General features: G+C 58.6%; 22 protein-coding genes, 4 tRNA genes and 3 rRNA genes. 17 read left to right on the top strand and 12 right to left on the bottom strand.

The genetic code is table 11. The annotated features are described in order from the left end of the window. Positions 1 to 53 precede the first annotated feature (53 nt). Both ACQ66M_RS02415 and ACQ66M_RS02410 read right to left on the bottom strand, forming a co-directional pair. Complete coding sequence (locus ACQ66M_RS02415) at positions 54 to 890, bottom strand: alpha/beta fold hydrolase (protein WP_430401619.1); 837 nt, start codon at positions 888 to 890, stop codon at positions 54 to 56. Between the two features lie 130 nt (positions 891 to 1,020). Further along, positions 1,021 to 1,833, bottom strand: coding sequence for a PhoH family protein (locus ACQ66M_RS02410; protein WP_350171267.1), 813 nt, complete (start codon positions 1,831 to 1,833; stop codon positions 1,021 to 1,023). A 256-nt stretch (positions 1,834 to 2,089) separates the two neighbouring features. Here ACQ66M_RS02410 and ACQ66M_RS02405 point away from each other — a divergent pair, with 256 nt between their 5' ends. Continuing rightward, entirely contained in the window at positions 2,090 to 2,620 is a 531-nt protein-coding gene (locus tag ACQ66M_RS02405) for a gamma carbonic anhydrase family protein (RefSeq protein ID WP_430401617.1), read from the top strand. 3 nt (positions 2,621 to 2,623) lie between these two features. Here ACQ66M_RS02405 and ACQ66M_RS02400 read toward each other — a convergent pair whose 3' ends face one another. Next, positions 2,624 to 3,214, bottom strand: coding sequence for a PilZ domain-containing protein (locus ACQ66M_RS02400; protein ID WP_430401615.1), 591 nt, complete (start codon positions 3,212 to 3,214; stop codon positions 2,624 to 2,626). Between the two features lie 151 nt (positions 3,215 to 3,365). On the opposite strand from ACQ66M_RS02400, the gene ACQ66M_RS02395 reads away from it, so the two are divergent. Beyond that, positions 3,366 to 5,000 (top strand): choline dehydrogenase, encoded by a 1,635-nt coding sequence (locus ACQ66M_RS02395; protein WP_430401613.1) that lies wholly within the window; start codon positions 3,366 to 3,368, stop codon positions 4,998 to 5,000. A gap of 2 nt (positions 5,001 to 5,002) precedes the next feature. On the opposite strand, the gene ACQ66M_RS02390 is transcribed toward ACQ66M_RS02395, so the two are convergent. Continuing rightward, positions 5,003 to 5,554, bottom strand: coding sequence for a PAS domain-containing protein (locus ACQ66M_RS02390; RefSeq protein ID WP_430401611.1), 552 nt, complete (start codon positions 5,552 to 5,554; stop codon positions 5,003 to 5,005). 410 nt (positions 5,555 to 5,964) lie between these two features. Between ACQ66M_RS02390 and ACQ66M_RS02385 the strand changes: the two genes are divergently transcribed. Then, positions 5,965 to 8,529, top strand: a complete 2,565-nt coding sequence (locus ACQ66M_RS02385) for a TonB-dependent receptor (RefSeq protein ID WP_430401609.1) — start codon at positions 5,965 to 5,967, stop codon at positions 8,527 to 8,529. A gap of 59 nt (positions 8,530 to 8,588) precedes the next feature. Here ACQ66M_RS02385 and ACQ66M_RS02380 read toward each other — a convergent pair whose 3' ends face one another. Beyond that, positions 8,589 to 8,966, bottom strand: coding sequence for a DUF4345 family protein (locus tag ACQ66M_RS02380; protein ID WP_350216199.1), 378 nt, complete (start codon positions 8,964 to 8,966; stop codon positions 8,589 to 8,591). A 128-nt stretch (positions 8,967 to 9,094) separates the two neighbouring features. On the opposite strand from ACQ66M_RS02380, the gene ACQ66M_RS02375 reads away from it, so the two are divergent. From ACQ66M_RS02375 to ACQ66M_RS02340, 8 genes are all read left to right on the top strand, one after another. Then, the gene (locus ACQ66M_RS02375) at positions 9,095 to 9,802 is read left to right on the top strand and encodes a rhomboid family intramembrane serine protease (RefSeq protein ID WP_350171274.1); all 708 of its coding nucleotides are present in this window, start codon (positions 9,095 to 9,097) and stop codon (positions 9,800 to 9,802) included. A gap of 92 nt (positions 9,803 to 9,894) precedes the next feature. Beyond that, positions 9,895 to 10,329 (top strand): CBS domain-containing protein, encoded by a 435-nt coding sequence (locus ACQ66M_RS02370; RefSeq protein ID WP_350171275.1) that lies wholly within the window; start codon positions 9,895 to 9,897, stop codon positions 10,327 to 10,329. Between the two features lie 637 nt (positions 10,330 to 10,966). Next, a 16S ribosomal RNA gene (locus ACQ66M_RS02365) occupies positions 10,967 to 12,421 on the top strand. A gap of 226 nt (positions 12,422 to 12,647) precedes the next feature. Next, a tRNA-Ile gene (locus ACQ66M_RS02360) sits at positions 12,648 to 12,724 on the top strand. Positions 12,725 to 12,774: 50 nt separating this feature from the next. Then, a tRNA-Ala gene (locus ACQ66M_RS02355) sits at positions 12,775 to 12,850 on the top strand. Positions 12,851 to 13,113: 263 nt separating this feature from the next. Next, positions 13,114 to 15,889 (top strand): 23S ribosomal RNA (locus tag ACQ66M_RS02350). Positions 15,890 to 15,991: 102 nt separating this feature from the next. Beyond that, positions 15,992 to 16,106 (top strand): 5S ribosomal RNA (gene rrf, locus ACQ66M_RS02345). The 16S, 23S and 5S rRNA genes sit together here with 3 tRNA genes alongside, the layout of an rRNA operon. Positions 16,107 to 16,287: 181 nt before the next feature. Next, a tRNA-Met gene (locus tag ACQ66M_RS02340) sits at positions 16,288 to 16,364 on the top strand. A 117-nt stretch (positions 16,365 to 16,481) separates the two neighbouring features. On the opposite strand, the gene ACQ66M_RS02335 is transcribed toward ACQ66M_RS02340, so the two are convergent. Together ACQ66M_RS02335 and ACQ66M_RS02330 are read right to left on the bottom strand one after the other, a co-directional pair. Next, positions 16,482 to 16,634 (bottom strand): entericidin A/B family lipoprotein, encoded by a 153-nt coding sequence (locus ACQ66M_RS02335; RefSeq protein ID WP_430401607.1) that lies wholly within the window; start codon positions 16,632 to 16,634, stop codon positions 16,482 to 16,484. 216 nt (positions 16,635 to 16,850) lie between these two features. Next, the gene (locus ACQ66M_RS02330; RefSeq protein WP_350170723.1) at positions 16,851 to 17,024 is read right to left on the bottom strand and encodes a DUF1328 domain-containing protein; all 174 of its coding nucleotides are present in this window, start codon (positions 17,022 to 17,024) and stop codon (positions 16,851 to 16,853) included. Between the two features lie 221 nt (positions 17,025 to 17,245). On the opposite strand from ACQ66M_RS02330, the gene ACQ66M_RS02325 reads away from it, so the two are divergent. Further along, positions 17,246 to 18,097, top strand: coding sequence for a diacylglycerol/lipid kinase family protein (locus ACQ66M_RS02325; RefSeq protein ID WP_430401605.1), 852 nt, complete (start codon positions 17,246 to 17,248; stop codon positions 18,095 to 18,097). Beyond that, complete coding sequence (locus tag ACQ66M_RS02320) at positions 18,097 to 18,882, top strand: metallophosphoesterase family protein (protein WP_430401603.1); 786 nt, start codon at positions 18,097 to 18,099, stop codon at positions 18,880 to 18,882. The genes ACQ66M_RS02325 and ACQ66M_RS02320 overlap by 1 nt, the downstream gene beginning before the upstream one ends. Here ACQ66M_RS02320 and ACQ66M_RS02315 read toward each other — a convergent pair. The 3 genes from ACQ66M_RS02315 to ACQ66M_RS02305 are packed head-to-tail and all read right to left on the bottom strand — an operon-like array spanning position 18,873 to position 21,371. After that, positions 18,873 to 20,516, bottom strand: a complete 1,644-nt coding sequence (locus ACQ66M_RS02315; RefSeq protein WP_430401601.1) for a sensor histidine kinase — start codon at positions 20,514 to 20,516, stop codon at positions 18,873 to 18,875. The genes ACQ66M_RS02320 and ACQ66M_RS02315 overlap by 10 nt on opposite strands. 55 nt (positions 20,517 to 20,571) lie before the next feature. Beyond that, positions 20,572 to 21,174, bottom strand: coding sequence for a sigma-70 family RNA polymerase sigma factor (locus ACQ66M_RS02310; protein WP_350170727.1), 603 nt, complete (start codon positions 21,172 to 21,174; stop codon positions 20,572 to 20,574). Positions 21,175 to 21,182: 8 nt separating this feature from the next. Continuing rightward, complete coding sequence (locus ACQ66M_RS02305) at positions 21,183 to 21,371, bottom strand: NepR family anti-sigma factor (protein WP_350170728.1); 189 nt, start codon at positions 21,369 to 21,371, stop codon at positions 21,183 to 21,185. 183 nt (positions 21,372 to 21,554) lie between these two features. Here ACQ66M_RS02305 and ACQ66M_RS02300 point away from each other — a divergent pair, with 183 nt between their 5' ends. Continuing rightward, positions 21,555 to 22,349, top strand: coding sequence for a response regulator (locus tag ACQ66M_RS02300; RefSeq protein ID WP_430401599.1), 795 nt, complete (start codon positions 21,555 to 21,557; stop codon positions 22,347 to 22,349). Positions 22,350 to 22,358: 9 nt separating this feature from the next. Here the strand turns inward: ACQ66M_RS02300 and ACQ66M_RS02295 are convergent, their stop codons facing one another. After that, positions 22,359 to 22,499, bottom strand: a complete 141-nt coding sequence (locus tag ACQ66M_RS02295; RefSeq protein ID WP_350170730.1) for a hypothetical protein — start codon at positions 22,497 to 22,499, stop codon at positions 22,359 to 22,361. Between the two features lie 181 nt (positions 22,500 to 22,680). Between ACQ66M_RS02295 and ACQ66M_RS02290 the strand changes: the two genes are divergently transcribed. Genes ACQ66M_RS02290 through ACQ66M_RS02280 form a run of 3 tightly spaced genes read left to right on the top strand, consistent with a single transcriptional unit; the run spans position 22,681 to position 24,077 of the window. After that, a complete protein-coding gene (locus ACQ66M_RS02290) occupies positions 22,681 to 22,986 on the top strand; it encodes a DUF883 family protein (protein ID WP_430401597.1) in 306 nt (101 codons plus the stop codon). A 6-nt stretch (positions 22,987 to 22,992) separates the two neighbouring features. Then, a complete protein-coding gene (locus ACQ66M_RS02285) occupies positions 22,993 to 23,391 on the top strand; it encodes a hypothetical protein (protein ID WP_430401595.1) in 399 nt (132 codons plus the stop codon). A 29-nt stretch (positions 23,392 to 23,420) separates the two neighbouring features. Continuing rightward, a complete protein-coding gene (locus tag ACQ66M_RS02280) occupies positions 23,421 to 24,077 on the top strand; it encodes a hypothetical protein (RefSeq protein ID WP_430401593.1) in 657 nt (218 codons plus the stop codon). 8 nt (positions 24,078 to 24,085) lie between these two features. On the opposite strand, the gene ACQ66M_RS02275 is transcribed toward ACQ66M_RS02280, so the two are convergent. After that, positions 24,086 to 24,159 (bottom strand) — tRNA-Gly (locus ACQ66M_RS02275). Positions 24,160 to 24,168: the final 9 nt, after the last annotated feature.

The raw sequence follows: 24,168 nt of genomic DNA, 5'->3' as shown, positions 1-24,168 counted from the left end.
GTCTACATGTAGGGATGCCGGGCTGATTTGGAATAACAATCCGGTGATGAGGCTTATTCGGCGGGGCGGCCTTCCTCAAGGAATGTGATGACGGCGCGGGGGAGTTCGGGGTCCACCACGGCGGAAAGATGCGTGCCGGTCAGTGTGTGATGGGTTGCGCCGGGGAGGAGGGCGGCGAGGCCGGGGCCGGAGCCATTGTCGAGGTCCTCATCGCCCGTCAGCACCAGTGCCGGCACGTCGAACGTGGCAAGGAGGTCGGCGGGGGTATAGGTGCGGGCCGACAGGGCACCGAGATAGCCTTCGAGCGTGCCGCCGGTGGATCTGGCACGCGCCAGCATGGCCTTCGCGCCGGGTGTGTCTTCGCCCGCCATGGCCTGATTGATGGCCGCGCGGAAGGCGGTGTTGCGATCGGTGTTGAATTCGTCTGCGGCAGAATCGCCAATGCCGCCGAGGGCCATGCGGCCGGTATTGCGCGAGAGCAGGTGCCAGCGCAGGGCAGATATTGATCCCATGGAATAGCCGACTGTGGCGTAAGGATTATCCCCGAGATGCGCGACGAGAGCGATCTGGTCGCGGGCGACGGCGTCGGCAGGCCAGTTTGCGGGCGGGGCATTGTAGGGCGACGCGCCATGGCCGCGCAGGTCCGGCGCCACGACACGATACCCCGCCGCGGCAATCTTCTGGGCGATGCCGGGCTGGAAGAAGTTGAGATCGGCATTGCCGGTGAAGCCGTGCAGCAGGACGACGAGGGGGCCGGTGCCAAGTTCCTGATAGGAGATCGGCGTGCCGTCAAAGGAGTCGTAAGTGTGCATTGCCGGGGCCTCCTCGGCACGGGTGGTTGCGAAGGGAAGGAGGGCGAATGCGAGGGCCAGCGCGGCGAGGCGGATCATGTGTTTCTCCCTTGTGTCGCTTCTCTTGCGCGCACCTGACGCGCGGAGCGCGCACCGGTCAAGCCTGACGCCGGGCCAGGAAAAAGCCCGCCCGGTTTCCCGGACGGGCGAGGCGGGGGATCTGGTTTGCCTAGAGGACTTCGAGCATTTCCTGCACGAGCGGGTGGCGAACGACGTCAGCCCCTTCGAGCCGGATGACGGCAGCGCCGGCCAGTTTCTCCAGCCGCTCGGCGGCATTGGCAAGGCCGGAGAATTCCGGCAGCAGGTCGGTCTGGGCCGGATCGCCGGTGATCACCATCGTGGAATGCCAGCCAAGGCGGGTGAGCAGCATCTTGATCTGCGTATAGGTGCAGTTCTGCGCCTCATCGACGACGATGAAGGCATTGTTCAGCGTGCGTCCGCGCATGAAGCCGATGGGGGCGATTTCGATCACGCCCTCCGACAGCATGTGCTTGAGCTGGGCAGGCGAGAGCCGGTCCGACAGGGCGTCGTAGAGCGGCCGCAGATAGGGGGCCAGCTTGTCTTCCATGGCGCCGGGCAGGAAGCCGATCTGCTCGCCAGCCTCGACAGCGGGGCGCGACAGGATGATGCGGGCGACCTTGCCTTTCTGCAGGGCTTCGACCGCCTTGCAGACGGCGAGATAGGTCTTGCCGGTGCCGGCCGGGCCGAGGGCGGCGATGAGGGCATGGGTGTCCATGGCGTTCATCAGCTGAGCCTGGTTTTCGGAGCGGGGCTTGACGGTTTTCTGGTAGCGCTGGGTGCGGTCTGGCTCGGAATGATCGGGCTGTCGCTTGCGTGTGTCGGCATCGTCGGGATGCCAGCTGCGACCACCTTCGATGGCGTGGAGAAGGGGCGGCTGGCCGCGACCGGCTTCCTGAATCCAGGCAGTGGCTTTCACCTCTGATGCTGTCTTCATTCGCTTGGCGGCGTTGCGTTTACCCATGGGAGGACTCCTTGGTTCCAGACATGAAAAAAGCCGTCAGCAGGATTGCGGACGGCTTGGCGAAAACGGGGGGAAGCTGGACGGATCGCCCTGAGGGCGGCATGGCCTGTCCGGAAACAATCGGTCCCGGTGGCGAGGTGAGGCAAGGTCGTCCTATGACCGACTCCACTTCCGAATCTGTTGCTGTTGATATGCTAGCAGGGTTATCAAACCCTTTACGCGACATTCCGCAGGCGAAACGAGAGGACGAATCATAATGGCAATCTACCAGATCGGAGAGGCACGGCCACACCTGCCAGCCAGTGGAAATTACTGGGTGGCGGAAAATGCCCAAGTAATGGGCAATGTGATCCTGATGGAGAATGCCTCTGTCTGGTATGGCGCCGTTCTGCGCGGGGATAATGATCCGATCACCGTAGGCGAGAACACGAATATCCAGGATGGCAGCGTGCTACACACCGATATTGGCGCGCCGCTGACGATCGGGAAGGATGTGACGGTCGGCCATATGGTGATGCTGCATGGCTGTACGATTGGCGACGAGACGCTCATCGGTATCGGGTCGACGATCCTCAATCATGCGAAGATCGGGAAGAATTGCATCATCGGCGCCCACACGCTGATCCCCGAAGGCAAGGAGATCCCGGACAATTCTCTGGTGATGGGCGCGCCCGGGAAAGTGGTGAAGGAATTGTCAGGCCCGCAGGTGCAGATGCTGAAAATGTCGGCGATGCACTATGTCGAGAACTGGAAGAAGCACCGTGACGGGACCCGGCGGATCGACTGAGCCTTACTGGCGCACGTAGCGGATGGCGAAACTCTTGCCGCCCACGCGGACGACCTGTCCCCGGACATTGCCGGCAAACACCGTATCGCCAACCATTGGCGTGGCATCTTCTGCCTCGAAGCTGGCACCTGTCAGCGAGATATCAAGCACACGGCATTTGATCTCGCGGCCATCCTCGAGAATCAGCAGGGCCGGGCCGCTTTCGGGTTTGCGGCTTGCGGCGCGGTCTTCGACCAGATCCAGCTGGTCCTTGTTGAGCAGCCAGGTCAGCCGGTCGGCCAGCTTGTCGCGCTTGTGATCGACGATCCGGAACTGAACGGCAAAACCCGTGGGCGTGGCGCGAATGACGGTCGCGGCCACGCGTCCGAGTTCGTTGAAGTAACAGACGACCTGCGCGCCTGATTCCGGCCGGAAGTCTGACAGGATCATGGCGCCCGAACAGGAAATGTCGATCGTGCTCATGGGGTGATCGGCCTGGTCAGTGTCGAGGACCTGGCCGTCGAGATGCAACGGGACGCGCTTGTGCAGGCGGCGGTCCTTATTTGGATTGATCAGCGGACTATTGCTGAGCGCCGAACTGCGCAGACCGGTCATTTGCTGCTCCCCGAGGCCCGAAAATTACAGGGCCTGTCGCACCGTGAACGCTTTACTTAGGCAATTTAGGTTCACAAAGTGTTGCAGAGGCAGGCCGGAATTCGCATTCCGGGCGAACCTGCAAGACCTATTTCAGCCGGAGCCTGAATCCATGGAAACATATGATTATGTCATCGTCGGCGCTGGCAGCGCCGGTTGTACGCTTGCCAACCGATTGTCGGCTGACCCCGCGATCAAGGTTTGCCTGATCGAGGCGGGCAAGAAGGACAATTCGCTGATGATCCGCATGCCGGCCGGTGTCGGCAGCCTGATCAAGCAGCCGAACGACCATAATTGGGGCTTCTATACCGAAGCCCAGAAACACATGAACGGGCGAAAGCTGTACTGGCCTCGCGGCAAGGGCTGGGGCGGTTCATCCTCGATCAATGGCATGATCTATATTCGTGGCCATGCCGGCGACTATGATCAATGGGCCCAGATGGGCCTGCAGGGCTGGAGCTTTGCGGATGTGCTGCCCTATTTCAAACGGTCGGAAGCCCATGAAGGCGGCGACAGTGCCTTCCATGGCGGCGCAGGCCCGCTGCGCGTGTCGGAAAGCCCGATGTCGAGCCCGGTCTTCCGGGCCTTCGTGCAGGCCGGCGAGCAGGCCGGTTTCAAGCGCACGGACGATTTCAATGGTGCACAGCAGGAAGGCTTCGGCCGCTACCAGCGCACCATCCACAAGGGCGAGCGCTGGAGCGCCTCCTACGGCTATCTTCGCCCGATCGAGGGCGTTCGGCCGAACCTGACGGTGATCTCGACCGGGCTGGTGACGCGGGTGCTGATCGAAAATGGCCGGGCAACGGGAGTCGAAGTTGTCGAGGGGAAAGGCGCGCTGACGCAGGTGATCCATGCCGACAAGGAAGTCATTGTATGCGCGGGCGCCGTACAGTCTCCGCAAATCCTGATGCTGTCGGGCATCGGCAACCCGGAACACCTGGACCGGTTCGGTATCAAGGCGAAGGTGAATTCACCCGGCGTGGGCCAGAACCTGCAGGACCATCTCGATGTGACGGTGATCCATGAGATGACACAGCCCGTGTCAGCCTATTCGGCGCAGAAGGGAATCAAGAAACTGGGCGTTGGCCTGCAATACCTGTTCAACCAGACAGGCGCCGGCGCAGACAATTTCCTGCAGGCAGGCGCCTTCATCAATTCACGCGAAGGCCTGTCCATGCCCGACATCCAGCTACACCTCGTCAACGCCATCATGATGGACCATGGCAACCATGATCCACAAAAGGATGGTTTCACGGTTCATGCCTGCCAGTTGCGGCCGGAAAGCCGCGGCACGGTCTGCCTGGCCTCGGCCGACGCGTTCGCGCATCCGGCGATTGATCCGAACTATCTGGCGGCAGAAGAGGATCGCCGTGCCATGCGCGAGGCCGTCAAGATGGTGCGCGACGTATGCGGACAATCAGCGCTGAACGCATTGCGCGGCGCCGAGATCATGCCGGGCGCCAGCGTTGTGACGGACGACGACATTGACAGCTTCATCCGCCGCATGGGCGAGACGATCTATCATCCGGTCGGTACGGTTGCGATGGGGGCGGGCGATGACAGCCCGGTCGACGGTCAGCTGCGGGTGCGCGGTGTTGACGGGCTGCGGGTTGTCGACGCGTCGGTGATTCCCACACTGGTGGGCGGCAATACGAATGCGCCAACCATCATGATCGCGGAGAAGGCGGCCGACATGATGCTCGGCCGGCCTGCTCTGGCGCGCGAGGAAGCGCTCTTGACCGCCTGATATCAGGCGTTGCTGGCGACGAGGCGAAGCTGGCGGCCTTCGGTACGGGTATCGGGCGGGACCAGCATCGAGATGCGGTGGCGCCAGACCGGGCGACCTCCCAGCATGGGCTCACCGCCGAGGGTCTGGTACAGGCCCAGCAGGCGCGGGGTGTCAGTATGGGCGCCAGGGCGCACCAGCGGCATAAGCGTGATTTCGACTTCCACGCGCTGGCCAGAGAGAGTCTCACCACGGCCACGGATCACGCCGGGCGCGCCATCATAGCGAACGGCCTCCATGAAATGGGCCATCATGAACCGGTCAGGCCCGGTCCATAGCTCGAGAAAGTCATGATGGGTCAGGTCGCGGCCCAGCAGGTCGGACAGGCCCTGGCCCGCCGTGCGAAACAGCCAGCCCGCTTCGCGGTCGTGCTGGACGACAAACAGTTGCGTGATGAGATCGGGATGCTCTGCCACGCGCGGGTCATCCACGGCATTGGCGACAGGGCTGGCGCTCATCCTGCGCCACGCGTCAATCAGGATCCGGGTGTTTGGGTGTATCGACCGGTCGTTCATGACAGGCTCTCTCCGTGCTCTACTATCGGTCCGTGCAGACCGCTCGGATGTGGCATTCGCAATATCCATTCCAGTTGCAGCGTCATCTGTCTGGGGAAAAGCAGCCATGGAGGGCGCGAATTTCGCCTCTCAGGGATTGCGCATTGCGTGCACGGCTGGTCGAAATCGCAATTGACCGGCTTGGGCGTGTCATGGCGGAACACTCTTCCTGCGGTCATCCGCTCCCTCCGTGTGAGGGGATTGCGGGCGGCGTGACCCCACGGAAAGAGACAGAATTTATAACAGAATTGTCAGGTCGGGGTCTTGCGAAGATACGCGGCTCAGCTAGTTCTCACGGACCGTTAGTTATCCGCCGCCGCGAATCACGCGGCTCCTCTCAAGCTTGACTACATAATTAGGGAGAATACCGAGTGTCTAAGACACCTTCGCGCCCTCGCGCGCAAACGAATCTCAAAGCCGCGCTGTGCCTCGGCGTCGGATTTACCGCCATTGCCAGTGCTGCCATGCCCGCCATGGCGCAGGAAGACACAGAAGACTCGGCACGCACGCTGCAGACTGTCACCATCACGGCGACCAAGCGCGAGCAGACGCTGCAGGATGTTCCGATCGCCGTTTCCGTTGTCGATGAGAGCGTTATTGCAAAAGCCCAGATCCTGGACCTCAACGACCTTCAGTCGGTTGTGCCTTCGCTCGGCGTCAGCCAGCTGCAGTCATCTGCCAATACCAATTTCGTGATCCGGGGCTTCGGCAACGGCGCCAACAATGCCGGTATCGAACCTTCGGTCGGCGTGTTCATCGATGGCGTGTACCGTTCGCGCTCTGCCTCGCAGATCTCCGACCTTCCGAACATCGAGCGGGTCGAAGTACTGCGCGGACCGCAATCAACCCTGTTTGGCAAGAACGCATCTGCCGGTGTCATCTCGGTCGTGACCAAGAAGCCGTCATTCGAGTTCGGCGCCAATGTGGAAGGTACGGTCAGCAACTTTAACGGCTATCGTGCCAAGGGTTACGTCACCGGACCGATCAGCGACACGCTCGCATTCAGCCTCGGCGGCAATTACAATGTGCGCGACGGTTATGTCGACGACATTGGTACGGGCGACAAAACCAATGAGCGCAATCGTTACGGCCTGCGCGGCGAGCTCCTGTTCGAGCCGAACGAAAACACGTCCCTCCGCCTGATCGGTGACTATGACACGATTGACGAGCTTTGCTGCGCTGCGGCGAATATCGTCAACGGTCCGACCGGTGCGATCATCAATGCGCTGGGGGGCACATTCAATCCCCAGGACCCGTATTCCTATGAAGTGGCCTACAATTTCGGTTCCGAAAACAAGATCGACAATGCCGGCCTGTCGCTGCAGGGCGACTTCGATCTTGGCGCCATGACGCTGACATCGATCACCGCCTATCGGGAATCCGATCTCGAGCAGAATGCTGACTCCGACTTCACATCAGCCGACCTGATCGGGCGCAACTATAACAAGACCAATATCGAGACATTCACGCAGGAAGTTCGCCTGACGTCGGGTGGTGACGGCCCTGTCGACTGGATGGTCGGCGGCTTCTACTTCGATGAGAAGGTCGTCATCGACAACGAGTTCTTCTATGGCTCCGATTTCCGCGGCTATGCTGACTTCCTGTCGGGTGGTGCGCTGGCGACTGTCGAAGGCGCGCTTGGTCTGCCGGTTGGGCTTGTCTTTGGCCAGCAAGGGCAAGGCCTGGTCGAGGAGTTCGGTCAGGACAACACGGCCTGGTCGGTCTTTGGTACGGTTGACTGGCACATGACGGACCGTTTCACGGCCACGTTGGGCCTGAACTATACGGAAGACGAGAAAGACGCGTATGGCAACATCGTGAACACGGACGTGTTCTCGGGCCTGGACCTGGTCGCGATTGGTTTCGCACAGGCGCTTGGCGGCTTTGGCGTTGACGCGACGGACCCGGCACAGGTCGCAGCCTTCGCCGGCGCCAATCCCGGTGCATTCGCGGCCATTCAGGCGGGCGCACAGGATCCGGCAACGAACCCGCTGCTGGGCCTCCAGCCGCTTCAGTTCCTGCCGCCATTCCTCGGCTTCCCGAACGCTGTTGAAGACGGCCAGTCGAATGATGATGACCTGACCTACACGTTCCGTCTGGCTTATGACGCGACCGAAAACCTGAACCTCTACGCTTCGTATGGCACGGGCTTCAAGGCGACGTCGTGGAACCTGTCGCGTGACAGCCGGCCGTTTGCGGCAGACTTCACGCCCGGTTCACCTGTGACAAGCCCCGGTTCGTCACCGATCCGTGACGCGGGCCTTGCCGTGACAAACCTGACGACCGGCACGCGTTACGCCGGACCGGAAGAAGCCCGTGTGATCGAGCTCGGTGCGAAATTCGCCTATGACGCGTTCGCGTTCAACGTGGCCTATTTCGACCAGGTTATCGAAGGCTTCCAGTCGAACGTGTTCACCGGAACAGGCTTTGCGCTGGCCAATGCCGGTAAGCAGTCGACCAAGGGTCTTGAAGTGGATGCCTCGTGGAATGTCACCGACAACCTGCTGCTGACCTTTGCAGGCACGTTCCAGGATCCGATCTATGACGAGTTCCCGAACTCGGCGAGCGGCGACATCAGCGGCTCGGCGCCATCTGGTATTTCCGACACCGCAACATCGACATCGGCGACCTACACGTTCGATATCAACACGCTGGAAGCGTTCATTCGCACGGACTGGCAGTATGAAAGCCCGACAACCTATTTCGACGATCCAGCCAACCAGGCGCTGATCAGCAACCAGCGTGAGGTCAATACCTGGAACGCGTCGACCGGCTTTACCACCGAGAATGGGCTCGGCGTCACTGTCTGGGGGCGGAACATCTTTGATGATGACTACGTTGCGGTGGCATTCCCGTCTGTGGCACAGGCAGGCTCGCTCAGCGGCTACCCGAACCAGCCGGCAACCTATGGCATTACTGTTCGCAAATCGTTCTAGCCTGCCAGTCTGCTGAAAATCCGGAAAGCCCCGTCCATTGCGGCGGGGCTTTTCTGCATTCAGCGACCAGCGTTTGCACGCAGTGCGAAAAGGGTGAGGATAAAGCCTGCGATTTCAAATCCGATAAAGACGTAGAAATCGGCTGTCGGTGGCGGGCCAAGCGCAAGGGCAGCGCCGCGGGCAAAGACATAGCCGCCAAGATAGGCTGCGAGAAACCAGAGGGCCGGGCGCGTCATGACGGAGCGGACAGCGCCAGCGCCAGCGAGCGCGGCTGCGCCGAGGCTGACACCGCCATAGATGCCGCGCAGCTCATATGCGCCATTCGGGCCGCCGACCTCCACGCCGAGGCCTGAGGCCATCATAATAGGATTCAGGAGTGACCACAGCCCGAAAGCCGCAAAACAAACGGCCATGGCGGCGAGGAAAATGCGGATCATCATGTGAGTGGACCTAGGGCAACGCGGCCGGGAGAAAAGCCGGTTCCTGAGTGTTGCACCGATGGCCTGCCATTGTGCAAGACCGTGTTTATATAGAGAAGAACCCGATTCCCCATTCTGGAGGCTGCATGGCCCGCAATCCCGGACGCCCGCCGATCATCAATGCACCGCCTCTTGTGACGGCGCTGGCGCTGACCCTCCTGGCGACGCATGGCGCGCGGATATTGCTGAGTGAGTCGCTTCAGAGCACCTTGTTGTGGCACACGGCGCTGTTTCCGGAGCGATTCTGGGGCTGGGTGGGCGCCAGCCTGCCTCCGGGCGCGCCCGAGCCCTATTCCAACATCATTGCAGCCATGATGCCGCTTTTCTCGATTGCCTTTGTCCACAGTGACTGGGCGCATGTCGGCCTGAATGCGGCAATGCTGCTGGGCGTCGGCAAGCCGGTCCACGACTATCTGGCGCGGGCGCGGGGCAGCGAATCGCGCCGCACGTCCGAATTGTTCCTGTTTCTGTTCTTCATCAGCGTGGCGGGTGGGTCTGTTGCGCACCTGATCGCCAATTATCCGGTCGGCCAGGCGGCTGTCGGGGCGTCTGGTGGCGTGTCGGGCCTGATAGCCGCCGTCCTGCTGGGGCAGAAGGGGGCAGAGGGGCGTCTGCTGTCGCGGCCCTTCCTGACAGCCTCTGCGCTGTTCGTTGTCGCCAACCTCGTGCTCGCTTTCATCGGGCCGGCCATGCTGGGAGCGGGGATCGCCTGGCAGGCGCATGTTGGCGGCTATGTGGCAGGCGCGCTCGTGTTCCGGTTCCTGATGTGGCGGCTGGAGGGGGTGGAAGCCTGATTCCTGTTCGTGTTCGATTCGGCGCACATGTTGTGGTACGCTTCAGGTATATAGAAGTCGGACTTCACCGACTGTGGCCTGGAGGATGATGAATGACGATTGACCAGATTCTGAACGATAAAGGGAATGAAGTGATTTCTGTCGGCGCGGATGACACGCTTGGCGCGGCCGCCAAGGTGCTGGATCTGCGTAGAATCGGGGCGGTGGTCGCGCTTGATTCCGATGAATCCGTTATCGGCGTCCTGTCGGAACGCGATATTGTGCGTCAGGTTGCACGTCTCGGGCATGCGGCCCTCGAGATGAAAGTCGGCGACGCCATGACCCGCGATGTCGTGACCGTGCCTTCGACCATGCGCATCGATCACGCCATGCAGCTGATGACCGACCGCCGGATTCGCCATTTACCGGTTCTGCGGAACGAGCGCCTCGTCGGTTTTGTGTCGATCGGCGACCTCGTGAAATGGAAAATCGCCGAGACGGAAGCCGAAGCCGAGGCGATGAAATCCTATCTTTCGGCCCAGTATTGATCTGATTGCAGCGAAAGTTGCAGTTTTTTGACAAAAGGCTGTTTTAGGGGGTTGCGGCCATACCTCATGGCGGCTATTCCCCGGCCTCCGCTGAAGACGCCCTTGGGTTTCTGAAGCGGGGCCCGCAGACGGGCTGCTAATTAGGTGAATTAGTTCTTGCTTTTTCCCCCGAACAGCGGCTATATATGCGGCTCCTCGAAATGCCTGAATTTGCAGGCCGTCACAACGGTCGACAAATTCGTTTGTGCCTGAGTTTAGCAGAAAACGTGGTCAAACACGAAACTGCAGAAGGCGCGAAAAAGGGTGTTGACGGGCAATAAGGTGGCCCATATAAGCCGCCTCTTCCGGAAGGGGCGGCGCCCTAGATGGCCTACCGGAACTTCGGTTCCAGCTGTTTGACATTGTAAGAGATTAGGAAGAGAAACGCAGGCGGCGTGACGGCTTGCGGACACGGGCTTCGGCCACGGTCCAAACGATCACGACGGATGCGTTTCTTGAGAAAATTCTTTTTCCATCGATCAGGTTTCGGCCTGGTCTTTGTGACTAAGGGTTTCTCGTCAAAGAACGCAATTACTTGATGCTTATATAGCAACAGTTGCCGTCCTTATTCCAAAGGACGGATCGTCAGATCAACACTCAACTTGAGAGTTTGATTCTGGCTCAGAACGAACGCTGGCGGCAGGCTTAACACATGCAAGTCGAACGATATAGTGGCAGACGGGTGAGTAACGCGTGGGAACGTACCTTTCACTACGGAATAGCTCTTGGAAACGAGTGGTAATACCGTATACGCCCTCCGGGGGAAAGATTTATCGGTGAAAGATCGGCCCGCGTTAGATTAGCTAGTTGGTAGGGTAATGGCCTACCAAGGCGACGATCTATAGCTGGTCTGAGAGGATGATCAGCCACACTGGGACTGAGACACGGCCCAGACTCCTACGGGAGGCAGCAGTGGGGAATCTTGCACAATGGGCGAAAGCCTGATGCAGCCATGCCGCGTGAATGATGAAGGCCTTAGGGTTGTAAAATTCTTTCGCTAGGGATGATAATGACAGTACCTAGTAAAGAAGCCCCGGCTAACTTCGTGCCAGCAGCCGCGGTAATACGAAGGGGGCTAGCGTTGTTCGGAATTACTGGGCGTAAAGCGCACGTAGGCGGACTTTTAAGTCAGGTGTGAAATCCCAGGGCTCAACCCTGGAACTGCATTTGAAACTGGAAGTCTAGAGACCAGGAGAGGTTAGCGGAATACCGAGTGTAGAGGTGAAATTCGTAGATATTCGGTGGAACACCAGTGGCGAAGGCGGCTAACTGGACTGGTACTGACGCTGAGGTGCGAAAGTGTGGGGAGCAAACAGGATTAGATACCCTGGTAGTCCACACCGTAAACGATGAGAGCTAGTTGTTGGCAGGCATGCCTGTCAGTGACGCAGCTAACGCATTAAGCTCTCCGCCTGGGGAGTACGGCCGCAAGGTTAAAACTCAAAGAAATTGACGGGGGCCCGCACAAGCGGTGGAGCATGTGGTTTAATTCGAAGCAACGCGCAGAACCTTACCTACCCTTGACATACCGATCGCGGTTTCCAGAGATGGATTCCTTCAGTTAGGCTGGATCGGATACAGGTGCTGCATGGCTGTCGTCAGCTCGTGTCGTGAGATGTTGGGTTAAGTCCCGCAACGAGCGCAACCCTCATCCTTAGTTGCCATCACGTTTGGGTGGGCACTCTAAGGAAACTGCCGGTGGCAAGCCGGAGGAAGGTGGGGATGACGTCAAGTCCTCATGGCCCTTACGGGTAGGGCTACACACGTGCTACAATGGCAGTGACAATGGGATAATCCCCAAAAACTGTCTCAGTTCGGATTGTCGTCTGCAACTCGACGGCATGAAGGTGGAATCGCTAGTAATCGTGGATCAGCATGCCACGGTGAATACGTTCCCGGGCCTTGTACACACCGCCCGTCACATCATGGGAATTGGTTCTACCCGAAGATCGTGTGCTAACTTCGGAGGCAGCGAGCCACGGTAGGATCAGTGACTGGGATGAAGTCGTAACAAGGTAGCCGTAGGGGAACCTGCGGCTGGATCACCTCCTTTCTAAGGATGCTTTGGATTGTCTGGTTCGCCAGGCTCTGGAGCTCTAAAGAACATATCGCCTCCTTGAGAGGCAAAACTATAGCGGCTTTCACGCCGTCTTCGTTTCTCTTCCTTCGTTCGTACTTCGGGCTGCTTCGCGCAGTCCGGAAAGTAAGCGAGCCCCGCGGGCGCTTGTTATCGCCTGTCTTCGACTTTGACTGTGTGGCTCTGATGAGTTGCTGGTCACGGGCCGGTAGCTCAGGTGGTTAGAGCGCACGCCTGATAAGCGTGAGGTCGGAAGTTCAACTCTTCCTCGGCCCACCATCGAAACCTGTTCCGGCAGGGTAGGGAGCGCGCTTGCGGATGCCCGGTTTGGGGCCTTAGCTCAGCTGGGAGAGCGCCTGATTTGCATTCAGGAGGTCAGCGGTTCGATCCCGCTAGGCTCCACCATCCGCTATTCGACACGAACGAAAGAAGTTTACCGTTTCCGGGCCCCCTGGGGTCTCGGGATATTTGTCATTGTAAGGGAAAGATTGATCCGGCTGGCCGCCACCCCTCGTGGGCGTGCGTCACCAGCCTCAGCCGAATAACCGGCCTCGCAGCAATGCGTGGTATTGGTAAAGGGTCAGTCTGCAAGAAACCAACATGTCTGATCGAGATCCATGTTTGTGGCGGCGCGTATGCGTTTTCCACTGCACATGGGTTTCAAAAACGATCAAGCGTCAAAAGGGCATCCGGGGGATGTCTTGGCGGTAAGAGGCGATGAAAGACGTGGCACTCTGCGATAAGCACCGGGGAGGCGAGAGCACCCTTTGATCCGGTGATTTCTGAATGGGGAAACCCATCTCCGAGATGTTGGATAATTCGAGCGCTTCGGCGCTCGACCTGTCTAACATTTCAATAGTGAGATATTTTAACCTGAATACATAGGGTTAAAAAGCAAACCCAGGGAATTGAAACATCTAAGTACCTGGAGGAAAGGACATCAATTGAGACTCCGTTAGTAGTGGCGAGCGAACGCGGACCAGGCCTGGTCTGAAACAAGGCGAAGCATCTGGGAAGGTGCGCCATAGTGGGTGATAGCCCCGTAGCCGTAAAATGAAGACCTTTTAGAGTAGGGCGGGACACGTGAAATCCTGTCTGAACATGGGGGGACCACCCTCCAAGCCTAAGTACTCCTTACCGACCGATAGTGAACAAGTACCGTGAGGGAATGATGAAAAGCACCCCGATGAGGGGAGTGAAACAGATCCTGAAACCGGATGCCTACAAGCTGATGGAGCCCTTAGGGGTGACATCGTACCTTTTGTATAATGGGTCAGCGACTTAGTGTTGCGTGCAAGCTTAAGCCGTTAGGTGTAGGCACAGCGAAAGCGAGTCTTAATAGGGCGACTGAGTACGTAGCATTAGACCCGAAGGCAAGTGATCTAGGTATGGGCAGGCTGAAGGTGCAGTAACATGCACTGGAGGGCCGAACCGTTGAGCGTTGAAAAGCTCTCGGATGACCTGTGCCTAGGGGTGAAAGGCCAATCAAACTTGCTGATAGCTGGTTCTCCGCGAAATCTATTTAGGTAGAGCGTCACGATGAGACTCTGGGGGGTAGAGCACTGAATGGGCTAGGGGATCTCACCGATTTACCAAACCTTCTCAAACTCCGAATACCCAGAAGTTATGCGTGGCAGACACACGGCGGGTGCTAACGTCCGTCGTGAAAAGGGAAACAACCCAGACCGCCGATTAAGGCCCCCAAGTTATAGCTAAGTGCGAAACGATGTGGAGGTGCTGAGACAATCAGGAGGTTGGCTTAGAAGCAGCCATCCTTTAAAGAAAGCGTAACAGCTCACTGATCAAGCGCCTCTGCGCGGAAAATGTATCGGGACTAAAGTTATACGCCGAAATCGCGGGCTCAGTAATGAGCGGTAGCGGAGCGTTCCGTAAGCCTGTGAAGGTGAACCGTGAGGTTTGCTGGAGGTATCGGAAGTGAGAATGCTGACATGAGTAGCGACAAAGAGGGTGAGAGACCCTCTCGCCGAAAGACCAAGGGTTCCTGCGTAAAGTTAATCTGCGCAGGGTTAGCCGGCCCCTAAGGCAAGGCCGAAAGGCGTAGTCGATGGGAACCACGTTAATATTCGTGGGCCAAGGGATGAGTGACGGATTTCGAAAGTTGTATCCTCTTATTGGATTGAGGATGCGGCCTGGAAGTCCCAGGAAATAGCCTCCCTATTAGACCGTACCCGAAACCGACACAGGTGGTCAGGTAGAGCATACCAAGGCGCTTGAGAGAACTATGTTGAAGGAACTCGGCAAATTACCTCCGTAACTTCGGGAGAAGGAGGCCTCACATTGGGCAACCAGTGCTGAGGGGCACAAAACTGGGGGTTGCGACTGTTTATCAAAAACACAGGGCTCTGCGAAGCCGCAAGGCGACGTATAGGGTCTGACGCCTGCCCGGTGCCGGAAGGTTAAAAGGAGAAGTGCAAGCTTTGAATTGAAGCCCCGGTGAACGGCGGCCGTAACTATAACGGTCCTAAGGTAGCGAAATTCCTTGTCGGGTAAGTTCCGACCTGCACGAATGGCGTAACGACTTCCCCACTGTCTCCAACATAGACTCAGCGAAATTGAATTCCCCGTGAAGATGCGGGGTACCCGCGGTCAGACGGAAAGACCCCGTGAACCTTTACTACAGCTTCACAGTGGCATTAAAGAATATATGTGTAGGATAGGTGGGAGGCTTTGAAGCATGGTCGCCAGATCGTGTGGAGCCAACCTTGAAATACCACCCTTGTCTTCTTTGATGTCTAACCGCGGCCCCTTATCGGGGTCCGGGACCCTGTGTGGCGGGTAGTTTGACTGGGGCGGTCGCCTCCCAAAGTGTAACGGAGGCGCGCAATGGTAGGCTCAGAGCGGTCGGACATCGCTCGTTGAGTGCAATGGCATAAGCCTGCCTGACTGTGAGATCGACGGATCGAGCAGAGTCGAAAGACGGTCATAGTGATCCGGTGGTCCCGAGTGGAAGGGCCATCGCTCAACGGATAAAAGGTACTCCGGGGATAACAGGCTGATGATGCCCAAGAGTCCATATCGACGGCATCGTTTGGCACCTCGATGTCGGCTCATCACATCCTGGGGCTGGAGCAGGTCCCAAGGGTTTGGCTGTTCGCCAATTAAAGTGGTACGTGAGCTGGGTTCAGAACGTCGCGAGACAGTTTGGTCCCTATCTGCCGTGGGTGTTGGAGACTTGAGAGGATTTGTCCCTAGTACGAGAGGACCGGGATGAACACACCTCTGGTGGACCTGTTGTGGCGCCAGCCGCATTGCAGGGTAGCTATGTGTGGACTAGATAACCGCTGAAAGCATCTAAGCGGGAAACTAACCTCAAAACTAGGTCTCCCTGAGAGCCGTGCAAGACCAGCACGTCGATAGGCTGGGTGTGGAAGCGCAGCAATGCGTGGAGCTAACCAGTACTAATTGCTCGATAGGCTTGATCGTGAAACTCGTGTGTAGTTGAAAGCGCATCGCTTTCGCTCATACGTGGGCCTCGAAAAGACATTTTGGTTTCATATTGCATTATACCTTGCTGATTTCCGCCGACCCGGTGGTTATGGCAGGGGGTCCCCACCCGATCCCATCTCGAACTCGGTCGTTAAGCCCCCTTGCGCTGATGGTACTACGTCTTAAGGCGTGGGAGAGTAAGTCGCTGCCGGGTCCGCAGAAATCAGTAAAATAATGCCTCTTGCAGACAACATCTTTCCTTTACTTCGAAGGGCCATTTCGCGATGGCCTACCGTGACGGGCTCAGGTCCGGCGCGGGTATTGTCCGGCTCAGCCTGGAATGGCGGGCCGGATTTGCATTTCAGGGGCCAGTCTCCTAAATGTACAACAGTTGACGCGGGATGGAGCAGTCCGGTAGCTCGTCAGGCTCATAACCTGAAGGTCACAGGTTCAAATCCTGTTCCCGCACCCAAACACAGAAACCCGTCTCACACGTGAGGCGGGTTTTTTTGTGCCTGCAGTTCATGGGCAAAAAAAAGCGCGCCGGCAGTGCCAGCGCGCTTCTCCATTCCAGGCCAAGATGGCCGGACTAGTCAGGCTTGTTCTCGTCAGCCGTTTCTTCAATCTCTTCACCAACCGATTCGATGTCCTGGCCAGCACCTTCAACCGTGTTGCAGGCCGTGAGGAACATGACCATGGCTGCAGCGCCTATGGTTCCCGCGACTTTAAGTACATTGTTCATTTTCATTCTCCTTGAAGTTAACCTTCAGACCCAACGCGTGTCTGATCACCCGGTTCCCGCATCAATGCCCGTACAGGCACATTTTTTTGGCCAGCAATACCGTCTCGGAGCCACTTGGGCAGAGCCATTCCTGATCCCGTCATCAGCCTTGTGCGCTGTAACAAAAAGGGCGCTGGGGATTCCAGCGCCCTTGTTCCATTGCGATCAGCCTGGATGTCAGACCACATTCCTGCCGCGAACTGCCCTGACGACAAAGGTCAGGACCAGAAGTGCGAGGAATACGAAGAACAGGATCTGTGCGATGCCTGCCGAAGCGCCAGCGATCCCGCCGAAACCAAGTGCGGCGGCGATAACGGCAAAAATGAAAAATGCGAGTGCCCAACCGAGCATGATAAATCTCCTTATGTGACTGTTTCCGGCTTGCTGCGCCGTTACAGGATCAACTCGGGCGATGATGAATCAGTTCCGGAAATTGTTCAGGGAACCATCGCAATGACGGCCGCGTTATGTAACCAGAACGTGCGCGCGCGTGCCTCTCTTCTGCTTCCTGCGAGATGACAGGCGCGCGCCAAAACGGCTGTTTTCTGCCTGGCATGACGAAAGGATCAACATTGAAACTGTGTGCACTGATCAACGGCGAATCCGGTTCAACCCCGGGCAACGCCGAGGAAGCCTTGCTGGAAGAACTGGGCAAACTGGGTTTGACAGCGGATGTCCTGCCGGCATCCGGCGGTGATATTGTACTGGCAGTCAAGGAGGCGCTTGATAGCAAGCCTGACGCCCTGATCGTGTGGGGCGGTGACGGATCGGTGGCCTGCGCGCTCTCAGCAAGCGGCCCATCCGGTCCCCCGGTGCTGGCGCTGCCCGGTGGCACGATGAATCTCGTCCACAAACGGCTCCACTATGGCGAAACCGACTGGAAGACGATCGTGGCCGCCGCGATGCAATCGCCTGTGTCAGAGCCATTCGCCGCAGGCTGCGTGGCTGAACACCAGTTCTTTGTTGCGGCGATGATGGGCCAGGTGACGCTGCTGGCTGAGTCCCGCGAAGCGGTCCGACAGGGACACTTGTTTAAGGCGGCCGAAGTGGCCGTGCAATCCGATGCCATGAGCGTTGAGAGACGCCTGCGACTTGAATCGCGTCATGCCTCGGGGAACCAGACATTCGACGCTGTTGCTGCAGCCGTCGTGATTGGCGACGGCGACGTACCGAGGCTGGAAGTTGCGGCAATCGAACCGAGCTCTGCATATGACTGGATGGCAATTGCCTTCGACGCCCTGATGAATGGCTGGCGCGATGCGGAGTCGATCGACATGGATGAAACGCGCAATGTTCTCATTACCGATATTGACGGCCGCGAGTTCTCGGCAACGATTGATGGTGAATCCGTCATTATGCCCAGTGGTACGGTGATCAGCCTGAAGCGTCACGCGGCCAATGTGCTGCGCGCCCGGAGAGCCTGATGCGGATCGTGCAACTGGCCGACCTGCATTTTGGTGCTGAAAATCCGCGGGCGATGGATGCGGCGGCCGCACAAATTGCAGATCTTGAGCCCGACGTCATTGTGGTCAGCGGCGACATGACCCAGCGTGGAAAGCATGACGAATTCGAGGCTGCCCGCAACTGGATTGATGCCCTGGATCGTCCGACGCTGATTGTGCCCGGAAACCACGACACACCGCTACTCAACCTGGTTTCCCGGGCGAGCAGCCCGTTCCAGCGGCATCACGGCTATTTTGAAGACCATTCGGCGCCGCAATGCGTCGGTGACATCCGCATTGACGGCCTGAACACGGCGCGCGGCTGGCAAGTCAGGTCGAACTGGGCCGAAGGGTCCGTTCGCCTCGCGCACCTTGTGGATATTCTCGATGAGGACGCCGGTGACGACACGATCCGTATGCTGGCCTGCCATCACCCGTTCAGGTCACCCAGGGATGCACCGCTGCGGACGCGAACGCGCCGCGGTGCCGCGGCCAGCGAGCTGCTCGCAGCCAGCCCCGTTTCGGTCCTGCTGACAGGACATGTCCACACACCGCATGCCGAACTGATCACGGAAGCGACAGGCTCCTATCTGGCGATCACGGCCGGAACGCTTTCTACCCGCTTGCGCAGCGCACCGGCTGCCTTCAACAGTCTCGACATTTCAGATGGCGCGTTGCGTGTGAATACGCACGATTTCGATGGAACAGATTTCCAGCCGAGGCGTCTCGGAACGTGGTCGGCGAACGAGCCCCGTCGTCAGTTCTGATCCGAGTACGCTTCCGGGATCACCAGTGTCAGGCGACAGCCGTCACCTTCGCGGGTGTCGATAATGAGTTCAGCTGACAATTGCCGCGCAAACGCCTTCATCAGTTTGGAGCCCAATCCCGTGCCTTCGGGCTGCCCGGAAACCGTGGCGGCATCGCAGCCGCGCCCATTGTCGGAAATCTTCAGTCTGATTTCGGTCTCATCCACGGTCAGCGAGATGTGAATCTCACCCCCCCATTTGTCGAAGGCATACTTCATCGCATTCGTGATCGCTTCCACGACGAACAGGGCCATCGGAATCGCATCATCGGCCGGACGCGTGACGTCATCGTAGGACTGCGTGACACTCACGCTGAGATCTTCCATTCCGAGCGCCTCGCACAGGTGGGTGACCAGGCCGGTGAGGAATGGCTTCAGATGTACCTGCTCCAGGCGCTCGTTCTGGTAAAGTGTCTGGTGGACAATCGCGAGTGCGTCGATCCGGTGGCGCGCAGCAGAGATTGCCGCCTTGGCCTTCGGGTCCTGCAGCTGGCGTCCCTGGAGGTTGAGGAAGCTGGTGACGATCTGCAGGTTGTTCTTTACGCGATGGTGGATTTCCCGCACCGCAGCGTCGCGGCTGGCAATGGCCAGCTTGAGATCCTGGTCACGTTCGCCGATATCCTTCGCCATCACATCCATTGCGCGGGCCAGGCCCGCAATCTCGTCAGGCGCCTTGTCGAAAGTCTGCCCTGCCTTGAACTGGTAACGCCCGGCGCCATACACACGAACAGTGCGCGTCAGCCGGGACAGCCAGCGCAGGACCAGCGAGTCAATTGCCAGCCAGACTGCGAGCAGGGCAACGCTGAACGCGATCAGTGGCAGGCCGATTGACGAAATCGGGCGCAGCGTGAATTCACTCCAGAAGCCGGGAGACTTTCGGGAAATCGCGGCAAAGACATTGCCGGTTCCGACCGGCTTGATCACAACATCCAGTGACGGACCACCCTTGTTGCTCATGACGTAGAGTTCTGCAGCTTGAACTTGCTCCACCTGTTTTATCCAGTTGGCATCGACTTTTCCGAAACGCGCACTGCCGAAAGCCTCACCACGATCATCGAGCAGCGCAATTTCCACGCCTTCCGGAAGGTCAACGTCCCGCGAAAGTAATGCCAGCTGGTCGGCGCGCAGCTCCAGGCCGGCTGACCCTGCAAAAGCCTCTTCGGAATCCTCAAGGCGAAGCAATATGGCAAACACCCATTCATGGGAACGTTCGCTATAGTATGTATCTGTGCGGATTAGTTTCTCGCCGCGCTTGAGGCGCTCATTGATGGCGGAGTTGGGCAGCTTCCAGCCCGGGTCTGATGTTGCTGAGCAGATCGCAACACCATCTTCGTCAAACCGCGCTACGTTAGATAGTGGCACAACAACTTCCGTCAGCGTGCTATAAACGCCTTTGCAACGGCGCCTGACGAGATCTTCACGGTGCAGGGTCAGAAGCAGGGCGGCTTCATCAATCGATCGCTCGATGCTGTCCAGAGACGCATCAGCAAGAAGCAGCAGGTTCGCCCGGCGTGCGTCGAGCCCCTTGCTGGCATCAAGGTAGGCGGAAATGACTGATAGCACCAGAATCGGTGTCAGAGCCACAGCCAGCGTCATCACCAGCCGTTTGCGTAGCGATCCAGTTCTGGATGTCGGCTGATCCGCTCCGGGCTCAGACTGATGAGGCACCGGCTATCTCGTCCGCCTGTTTCATGATGTCATCAAACGCCTGTCCGGCCGACATGTTCGGGTCCGTGTTATAGCCGGTGTCGTTTGTCTCAAGTATTTCGATCACTGCCTTGCGGGCCCGCGATACACGGCTCTTGATCGTGCCGACGGCACAGGCACAGACTTCGGCGGCTTCTTCATAGGACATGCCGCCCGCCCCCACCAGGATCAGAGCTTCCTTCTGGTCGACGGGCAGTTTTGCAAGCGCATTGCGCAGGGCAAGCAGTTCAAGGCCGTCCGTCGGATTGCTGCTTGACACCAGTGTGGCTTCAGCAACTTCCGGGTCCAGGGGCTGGCGGCGCCAGCTGCGGCGCTTTTCCGAATAGAAGGCATTTCGGAGAATGGTGAACGCCCAGGCTTTCATGTTCGTACCGGGGTGAAAGCTTTCGCGTGCATTCCACGCCTTCAACATCGCATCCTGCGCGAGATCATCTGCCAGTGACGCATCCCGGCACAGGCTGCGCGCAAAGGCACGCAAGTGCGGAATGAGCAAGGTCAATTCGCGTTTGAAAGTGGCATTATCAAGTTTTTCCTGCTCCTCGGTCATATGTCCGCTCACTTGTCCGATGCGGAAGGTTTTGACGACTGTTTCTTGTCGGCCTCTTCCAGCAGTTTCAGAAACTCGTCAGGCACGTCTTCCTGGGCGACGTCGTCGTAAAGCCGGCGAAGCTGGTCGCCGATTTTCGCACCTCGCCGCTTCAGGTCAGCGTCGTTTTTTTGCTGACTTGGTGGCTTCTTTTTCATTGGCGGGACTCTGGATTCTATCAAGGGATTGTGCCTGCTGTAAAATTCGTTCTGTCTAAATCATACGGCGTAACAACTGCACTGTCCGGGTTTGGTTCCGCTCATACGATGATAATTTTGCAGCGCGTGCAACCTTTCTCCCGGACGCGTGTTAAGAACCAGACTAACCGCAAGAGGGTTCCTATGGATTTGGTAAAAAACTTCGCTCCACATTTGCCGTTGCTGCGACGCTATGCGCGCGCGCTTACAGGAAGCCAGGACAGTGGCGACGCCTATATCCGCGCGTCTCTCGCCGCACTTGTTGAAGATCCCGGCCAGATAGACCGCGAAGGCGATGCCCGCATCGCGCTTTATCGGTTTTTCCATGTCATATGGGGTGGAACCGGTGCGCGGCTCGAGGCTGATGCGCAAAGCCGCAACAGTCCCGCCGATGCGCGATTGCAGGCATTGGCGCCAATTCAGCGCCAGGCATTCCTCCTGACAGCCCTGGAAGGCTTCTCCGTGAAGGAGGCCGCCCATATTCTCGGCATTTCAGAGGATGAGCATGGCGAGCTGGTCGCTGCGGCGCACCGGGATATTGAGCAGGATCTCAAGACAAAAGTCCTCATCATCGAGGATGAGCCGATTATTGCGGCAGATCTGGAACATCTGGTCCAGGATCTCGGGCATGAAGTGACCGGCAATGCCACGACCCGCTCGGAAGCCGTCGACATGGCCAAGGCCAATCCGCCGGGATTGATCCTGTGTGACATCCAACTGGCTGACGGGTCTTCGGGCATTGATGCCGCGCATGACATTCTGGCTGTCATGAACGTGCCGATCATCTTTATTACGGCGTTCCCTGAACGTCTCCTGACAGGTGAGCGGCCGGAGCCGACCTTCCTTATTCCCAAACCCTTCCAGGAAAACACGGTGAAGGCGGCAATCGGACAGGCCCTGTTCTTCAATCCGGCCAAATCGCCCAACGTCACCGCCTGAGGTCAGGCGCTAGCGAAAGATCGCGAGCAGGACCGCCATGCCAACGAGCGCGAGCACGAGGCTTGCGACGAGTGTGCTGGGCATGCCGAGAATGCGCTGTCCCTGACGGGCGTCGTCCTTGGATATCTTTTTTTCTTCGTGTTCCATCATGTAGCCTCCTTGTCGGGACTGACGCGCAGGGGGGCTGATGGTTCCGGCGCATGGGCCATGGCGTCGCACACGGCACTACGGAGTTCCGCGTATTCCCGGTAAATTCCTTTTCGTCAGTATGGAACATAGCGCCTGCCGGGCCGTTGATGAGGCGCCAGATAACACCAACAAGGAGCTCAGAATGAACACCAAGACCGCAACCAGCACCGCGCTCAAATCAGAGATCAATGATGACGTGGACGCGCTGAAAAACGACATTGCCGCTTTGCGCAACGATCTGCGTGAAGTCGTCAAGGACATGCGCTCGCTGGCATCCGTTCGCGCCCAGCAAGGCGTAGAGAAAGGAGCTGAACTGGCCCGGAAAGCCGGCACCGAGATGGAAGAAGCCAAGGACGCGGTCGAGACCCGCATCCGGGAAAATCCGCTGACAGCCATAGGTATCGCTTTCGGAGCAGGACTCGTCCTCGCAATGATGCGCCGGAACTAAGTCTCAATGGACACGACGAAACTTCGTCTCTTCGCAGCAGTCGCCGGGATCCTGTTCGGTCTCGGCGGCGTATTCTCGCTTGCCGTGGCTTCGACACTTGCCCTTGCAAGTGTCATGGGCCTGGTCGGCGCCGCTTTCACAGTGGCCGCGCTGCTCTTGTCGGTCGCCTGTCTCTGTCTCTACCTGTTTCTCCAGCCGCAGACATCTTCGTCCGATGAAGTGGACAACATGGAGGATGCCGCCGCCGATGCGCTGGCAGACCTGCCATTTGACGCCATCCAGTCGATCATCGAAAAGCGCCCGCTGACTGTGGCGGCGCTCGCCTTGATCGCAGGCTATTCGTTCGCGCGTGATCCTGCAGGTGTGGCGCGCCATGCCCAGCGTTTCATGGTAGGCTTGCTCTGAAATAAGTGAGCTGCCCCGACAGGAGATTCATGCACCCTGCCATATTGATTGTTTCCGCCCTTACAGCGGGCGCCGCGCTTGCGCGCAAACTCCTCTCGGGCGAAGTCACCAGTCGCAAGCACAAGGCGATCGAAGCAGCGGCGCAGGAGGCGCGCATCCGCATCCGGCGCGAGGCGCATAAATTCCTGAAGAAGAGCTTCCTCCACTTCGCCACCGCAACGGGTGTGAAAGCGGCCATCCTGGCAACACTCTGGATCATCTGGGTTGCGCATGGCCTCAGCGACAAGGCCATCTCGATTTCGGTTGGCGTTGCACTGGTGGCCTTCCTTATCCGCGATGCCTGGGTGATCTACCCGACTGCCCGGTTCGTGATCAGTACGCTTGTGCGCAATGGCTGGCGCCCGTTGCGGGCCCTGCGCGAAACCGTTGCTGCGCTGGTCTTCGAGGAAGTCCTCGCCGAAGCCCAGGCGCTGGCGCAATCGCGCTCGCACAATTTGCTCATCAGCCTGTCCGGCCACAATCGCGATGCCCTGCACAAGGAAATCGCCGAAGCCGTCGCCGATATTGCCCGCCATTCCTCGTGGGACGACCTGAAACCCTACATTGCCAGCGCTGCGGCCAAGACCCTGTCCCTGATGGTCATCTACGCCACCATGGTGACGGTATTGATCTCCCGGCTTCCTTAACGGGCTGCTGGAGCGGGTGAAGGGAATCGAACCCTCGTATTCAGCTTGGGAAGCTGCTGCTCTACCATTGAGCTACACCCGCGTGCCTCCC

This window comes from Hyphomonas sp. (genome assembly GCF_965284475.1).
Taxonomy (GTDB): domain Bacteria; phylum Pseudomonadota; class Alphaproteobacteria; order Caulobacterales; family Hyphomonadaceae; genus Hyphomonas.
Note: the sequence above shows the minus strand (reverse complement) of the source record. Positions and strands in the feature narration are given on the sequence as shown.